The organism is Pseudomonadota bacterium, from assembly GCA_010028905.1.
Classification (GTDB): Bacteria; Vulcanimicrobiota; Xenobia; order RGZZ01; family RGZZ01; genus RGZZ01.
Genome location: RGZZ01000315.1, coordinates 1 through 5,957, shown reverse-complemented (window position 1 = coordinate 5,957; position 5,957 = coordinate 1). Strand labels below are relative to the sequence as shown.

Below are 5,957 nucleotides of genomic sequence, written 5' to 3'. Positions count from 1 at the left end.
CGCCGCTTGGCGCCATCGCGTTCATCGATCGCCCGGTGCTTCGCTATCGCCGCGGTCATGGCGGCAACGCCAGCGCGAATCCTGCCATGTACCGAGGGTTGCGCGAGGTGCGCCGAAGGGCCCTGCGGCGGTTGGGTCACGACCCGCTGAGGCGAAGGCAGCTGCTGCTGGCCTCTCGCTACACCCAGGCTCGCAGCGCCGACGCTGACGTGGACGCGGGTCTCGATGCGCTGCGCAACGGGCGCGTCTGCGACGCCGCCCGATTTTTCGCCCGTGGCGGCGTCACCACGGCGCGGCGGCTGCTGCTCGACGCGGGCCTGGCGCTTGTGGGCGGAGCGGAGGCAAGGGGCTGACGATGCTGCGACTCATCTGGCGTCGCTCCCCCGGAGCGGCAATGACCTTGCTTGTGATGTCGCTGTTGAGCGGTGCGCTCAATGCGGGACTCATCGCTGTCACGAATCGGGCGCTCATGGCGCCCACGTCGCGTCTGGCTGCGCTCTTCGCGGGGCTGGCGGCGGGTCGTCTGCTGAGCAACCTGCTCTCGCAGGTGATGCTCGCGCGATTCACCCAGGGCTTCATGGCCGATCTCGTGTGTGATCTCGTGCGCTCGCTGATGCGCGTGCCGCTGCGCGCCCTCGAGGAGATGGGAGCGCCGGCGCTCATGGTGAGCCTCACCACCGATGTCACCGACCTGGGCGATGGGCTGAGGTGTCTCCCCACCGTGGCCTACAACCTGGCGCTGCTGATGGGCGGCGCGGTCTATCTCGCTGTGCTCTCGTGGCCCCTGCTGCTCGCCACCGCTGGGCTCGCGGCGGCCGGGGCGCTGGGGTATCGCGCGCTGCTGCGCGCGGCGCTGTGCGGCATACGGGAGGGTCGCGGGCTCGATGAGCAGATGCACGGGGTCTACCGTGATTTCCTCGATGGGGTGAAGGAGCTGAAGCTGCACCGCGGGCGGCGTCAGGTGTTCGTCGATGACGAGCTCGTTCCCGTGAGCGCGCGCCGCAGGGACGTGGCGGTGGGCATCGACCTGCGCCTCGGAACGGCCCAGGCGTGGTGTCACCTGCTGCTGCTCGGCCTCATCGGTCTCACCCTGTTCGTTCTCGGACCGGCCTGCGCGGCTTCGCCCAGCCTGGTCACGGGCTACGTGCTTGCCACGCTCTACCTGATGGGACCGCTCACCGCGCTGATGGGGAGCTTCTCGTTCCTCGGACGTGCCCGCGTGGCCCTCGATCGCCTCGATCGCATGCGGCGACGGGTGTCGGCGCACGGCAGCGATCTCGGCGAGGGCGAGCCCGCGAGCTTCGCGTGCATCGAGCTGCGCGGCGTCACGCACAGCTACTTCAGTGAGCGTGATGATCGCCACTTCGAGCTGGGCCCGGTCGATCTCACCCTTCGACCCGGAGAGATCATCTTCGTGGTGGGGGGCAACGGCAGCGGCAAGTCGACCCTGGGCAAGGTGCTGACCGGGCTCTACCCGCCAGAACGGGGAGAGATACGCGTCGATGGGCGCGTGGTGGAGGAATCGCAGCGCGACGCCTATCGCCAGCTCTTCAGCGCGGTCTTCGCCGACTTCCATCTCTTCGAGCGGCTGCACGGGCTGGGCGATGATGGGCTCGACGAGCGGGCCGGTCGCTACCTCGAGCAGCTGCATCTTCAGCACAAGGTGCGTGTCGAGCAGGGCGTCGTCTCCACGACTGCGCTCTCGAGCGGGCAGCGCAAGCGACTGGCGCTGCTCGCGGCATGGCTCGAAGACCGCCCCATCTACCTCTTCGACGAGTGGGCGGCCGATCAAGATCCGCAGTTCAAGGATGTGTTCTACCGTGAGATCGTGCCCGATCTGGCCCGACGCGGACGGGCCGTGGTGGCGATCACCCACGACGCGCGCTACTTCAGCCTCGCGCACCGTGTGGTGTCGTTGGAAGAGGGTCGCCTCACCGAGATCGATCGGGCGAGCCTGCACACGGTGGGGGGGCTGTTGGCGTGACGCGGTAGGGCGTTGGGGGCCGTGTCTCGAAAAGCGCTCGCATGCCGGAGGGACCTGAGATTCGTCGTGCGGCCGATCGCATCGCCAAGGTGCTCGTGGGTGAGCGCCTGTCTGAGGCGTGGTTTGCGTTTCCTCACCTGGCCCCGTTCGGCCCGGAGCTTGTCGGGCAGCGGGTCGAAGCGCTCGACACGCGCGGCAAGGCCATGCTCTTTCGATTCAGCGGGGGGCTGCATCTCTACACCCACAACCTGCTCTGGGGGCGATGGTATGTGGTCGCGCGGGGGCAGACCCCGCGCACCAACCGCCAGCTGCGAGTGGCCTTGCATACCGACACGGCATCCGCCCTGCTCTACAGCGCCTCAGAGATCGCGGTGCTCACCGAGGCCGAGGTGGCCGAGCATCCGTTCTTGCAGCGCGTGGGCCCGGACGTGCTCGATGCAAAGCTGACGTCACGCCGCGTGGCGGACCGTCTCGAAGACAAGCGGTTCCGCGGTCGCACGCTTGCAGCGGTGCTGCTCGATCAGGCGTTCTTGAGCGGCGTGGGCAACTACATCCGCTGCGACGCCCTGTTCCTGGCCGGCATGCATCCGCTGCGAAAAGCCGCCGACTACGGTCGTGCCCAGCATCTCGCCCTCGGGCGCGCGCTCATCGAGATCACGCGGCGCTCATACGAGACCGCGGGCGTCACGGTCGAGGCGCGCCATCGCAAGACCGCCCGCCACTATGTGTTTCGCCGTGGCGGTAAGCCGTGTCTGCGCTGTGGCACGGCGGTGGAGGGGAGCGTACTCAACGGGCGCCCGCTGTTCGTGTGCCCGTCGTGTCAGCCGCTGCTGGCTTGAGCGTTGCCGCGGAGCCGCGCAGCGTCAGGGGGGAGACGCGGGGCTTCGACGAGGCGAGGGCGTGTGGGAGCCGAATGTGCGCTGTGTGGGCACGGGCTGAGGCTTCTCGATGCCAGAAGCAGCTGCTGCGGGGATGAAGCCCCAGCCCATGCGGTAGGACTACTCGGCGCTCTTCACCGTGGCGTGGTAGCGGTCGTGGGTGACCGTCGGGAGTGCGTCGGCAATCGCCTGGGCGGTGGTCTCGTCGGGTTGGAAGTCGACTTCGACTTCTTTTTCGGCGAAGTGGACTCTGACATCCACCACGCCCTTCATCTTCCTCAAAGCAGCGGACACGCGCTGCGAGCAGCTGGCTCCTCAGGTCATGCCCGTGACGCTGAGGGTCACGGTCTTCGACTGTGCCGCAGGCGCGGGCGTTGGGGCGATGAGGGCCACCAAGGCCAGCGCGACGAGCAGCACCGTTGCGATGTGCTTGCGCATGGGTCTTCTCCGTTCGATGTGTTTCAGCCGCCGCCACCGAAGCGGCTACGGCTGTTCAGCGAGCGTACACGAACTTCGGAGAGAACGCAAGCGGGTGCCTGGGAATCCATGAGCAGCCGTTCATCGCGGCCTACTGCATGAAGCTGTACATCTTCCAGGCACGATAGGCCACCCAGGCCTCGTTGGCAAAGGGCATCGCTCCGATGGTGAGGAGAATCGTCGAGACCAACTCGTTCCCGAGCAGCGGGTGTACTGCGGGCGCGATGAGCAGCATGGCCACCAGGGTGCCGCCCACCAGGCCGCCTACGTGCGCGGCGTTGTCGAAGCCTGCGCCAGCACCGATGACCAGGTTGATCACGATGGGCGCGAGCATCGAGCGAATGACGCGGGCGCGGTCCTCCGGCGCGATGCGGTTGCGTCGAGCGTACACCAGCCAGGCCACGGCGCCGAACAGTCCGAACAGGGCGCCCGAGGCCCCCGCTGAGATCACCGGGCTCTGCTGGTGAAACCAGGCAGACGCCAGCGAGCCGGTGAGCCCGGCGACCGCGTAGACCGCAAGGAAGGCCGGGGTGCCGAGGGCTTCCTCGAGCGTTGGTCCGACCACGCGAAGCGAGTACATGTTCACCGCCAGGTGCAGCAGCCCGATGTGCAGGAAGGTGCTTCCCCACAGCCGCCACCACTCTCCCTGCAGGGTGTAGCTTCCGATGTTCGCGCCGAAGCGCATCAGCACGTCGATCTTCTGTGAGCCCCCGGCCGCCGTCTCCCAGGCGAACATGGCCGCGCACGTGACGAAGATGGCCCAGCATCCCCACGGGATGGGGCCGTCCTCGGGCGGTGACGGCGCTTCGTGCGTGCCTGGCTCCATCATTCGATCGGCGTGGTGACCTCGGCCCACGACTTGCTCTCGGCCTTGCTCTGCCCATCGTACTGAACCGAGTATCCAGCGCCGCCGCTCAGCACGGCCTTCACCGTTCCGGGTTTGTACCCGCCCACCCACTCGATCCAGACCTTGTCGCCGGCCTTGAACATCTTCGCCGCGACGGGGCGAAGCGCTGAGGTGGCGACCTGGGTGGGCTTGCCCATGAAGCCCAGCACCCATGATCTGGCCTTGTCGCTGTAGACCAGGCGCCCCGCCTTCCACGCGCTCCCCTCGCTGTAGGCCACGGGCTGCCCGAAGGAGAGCGCGCCGGTCATGGGAAGGACCTCGGTGAGTGCGAACGGCTGGGTCTGGATCTTGCCGGCCCACGAGAACGCGACCTTCGCCTTGCCGCTCTCGATGGCGGCCACGCGCCCGTATGCGCTCGTCACGTACGTGCTCACCATGACGGCGGTGCCGGGCTTGAGCCCTGTCGAAGCCTTCGCGGCGACGATGAAGGCGCCGGGCACGCGGATGTCGTCGGTCACGAAGTGGAAGATGCCCTCGCTCTTCTCGACACGGGTCAGGTCGTACTGGCAGAGCTTCAGGCTGTCCCAGCTCATGGCGATGGGGGCGGCCGCCCAGGCCTTGCTGCCGGGTTTTGCGGTGACGGTGACGGCCGGCCCGGGGAAGGACGCAAACCTCGGCTTCTCGGCGTGCGCGGCGCTGATGGCGAGCGCGCCGCAGAGCGCGGCGATGAAGATGCGTGCGCGAAGCGCGAGCAAGGGGTGCGATGACATGGGAAGAGGGCCTTTCTCGTGGAGATGTGCGTTCGTAGCGACTGCTCGATTTGAGGTCTGGGCCTGCACCTCCTCTTCGTGTACCCCCGTCGCGACAGAAGAGGCACGGCAGGGCGTGGCGCGCAGGCGATTCTGGGGATGTGGGGAAGTGTCCCTGCCCATTCTGGCGGAGCCCGGCTCCGCCGTCGCCGCGTGGCTCCGGCCGCGATCATCTCGAGGAGGTCGCCCCCATGCTCAACACGTTCACGTTCAGCCTGCTGTCGCTGCTGCTGTTCCTGGGCATGCTCGGCTGCCTCGACGTCGGTCGGCGGGTGGGGCAGCGCTGGCGCGTCAAAGAGGGCGAGAACGCCACCAGCGGCACCTCGAACGTGGAGGGGGCGGTGCTCGCCCTGCTCGGCCTGCTGCTTGCGTTCGCCTTTTCTGGCGCCGCGACGCGCTTCGATGCTCGCCGCGCCCTCATCGTCGAGGAGGCGAATGACATCGGCACGGCGTGGCTTCGCATCGACACGGTTGATGCCGAGTACCAGCCGGAGCTGCGTCGTCTGTTCCGCCAGCACGTCGATCTGCGCCTCGAGGCCTACAAGCACGTGGGTGACGAGGTCTCGACGCAGGCGGCCCTCGATGCCTCGAGCGCAGTGCAGCGCCAGATCTGGGACCGCGCCATCGACGCGGTGTCGCGGTCGAAGCGCATGTCTGGCCCATCGACCGCGTTGCTGCTCCCCGCGCTCAATGCCATGTTCGACATCACCAATACACGCACCAGTGCGGCCTCCATGCATCCGCCGACGGTGGTGTTCGTGATGCTCTACGCCGTTGCCCTGGCCAGCTCTCTGCTCGCGGGGTTCGCCATGTCGGCGAGTCAGCGCTTCCACTGGATGCACGCGCTGTGCTACACCTTGGCTCTGGCGACCGTGTTCTATGTCGTCATCGACATGGAGTACCCGCGCCTCGGTCAGCTGCGGGTCGACGACTTCGACCGCTTCATCGTCGAGGTGCGCCGC

6 protein-coding genes are annotated in these 5,957 nt (G+C 67.7%); 4 read left to right on the top strand and 2 right to left on the bottom strand.

Annotation, left to right across the window (positions count from 1 at the left end; translation table 11 throughout):
• From EB084_17835 to EB084_17825, 3 genes are all read left to right on the top strand, one after another.
• On the top strand, nucleotides 1-353 hold a 353-nt coding region (locus tag EB084_17835; GenBank protein ID NDD30121.1), incomplete at its 5' end, for a hypothetical protein.
• Nucleotides 248-1,984, top strand: coding sequence for a cyclic peptide export ABC transporter (locus EB084_17830; protein ID NDD30120.1), 1,737 nt, complete (start codon nucleotides 248-250; stop codon nucleotides 1,982-1,984). The genes EB084_17835 and EB084_17830, both read left to right, overlap by 106 nt.
• Before the next feature lie 41 nt (nucleotides 1,985-2,025).
• Nucleotides 2,026-2,823 (top strand): endonuclease VIII, encoded by a 798-nt coding sequence (locus EB084_17825; GenBank protein ID NDD30119.1) that lies wholly within the window; start codon nucleotides 2,026-2,028, stop codon nucleotides 2,821-2,823.
• Nucleotides 2,824-2,982: 159 nt separating this feature from the next.
• On the opposite strand, the gene EB084_17820 is transcribed toward EB084_17825, so the two are convergent.
• Entirely contained in the window at nucleotides 2,983-3,144 is a 162-nt protein-coding gene (locus EB084_17820) for a heavy-metal-associated domain-containing protein (GenBank protein ID NDD30118.1), read from the bottom strand.
• 286 nt (nucleotides 3,145-3,430) lie between these two features.
• The gene (locus tag EB084_17815) at nucleotides 3,431-4,399 is read right to left on the bottom strand and encodes a rhomboid family intramembrane serine protease (GenBank protein ID NDD30117.1); all 969 of its coding nucleotides are present in this window, start codon (nucleotides 4,397-4,399) and stop codon (nucleotides 3,431-3,433) included.
• A gap of 787 nt (nucleotides 4,400-5,186) precedes the next feature.
• Here EB084_17815 and EB084_17810 point away from each other — a divergent pair.
• Nucleotides 5,187-5,957, top strand: a 771-nt coding sequence (locus EB084_17810) for a DUF4239 domain-containing protein (GenBank protein ID NDD30116.1), incomplete at its 3' end; no start/stop codon positions are given.

Excerpts from the sequence above, each read along its gene's own strand:
- EB084_17825 (NDD30119.1), top strand. The coding sequence starts at position 2,026 with ATGCCGGAGGGACCTGAGATTCGTCGTGCGGCCGATCGCATCGCCAAG.
- EB084_17815 (NDD30117.1), bottom strand. The coding sequence starts at position 4,399 with ATGGGTGCTGGGCTTCATGGGCAAGCCCACCCAGGTCGCCACCTCAGC.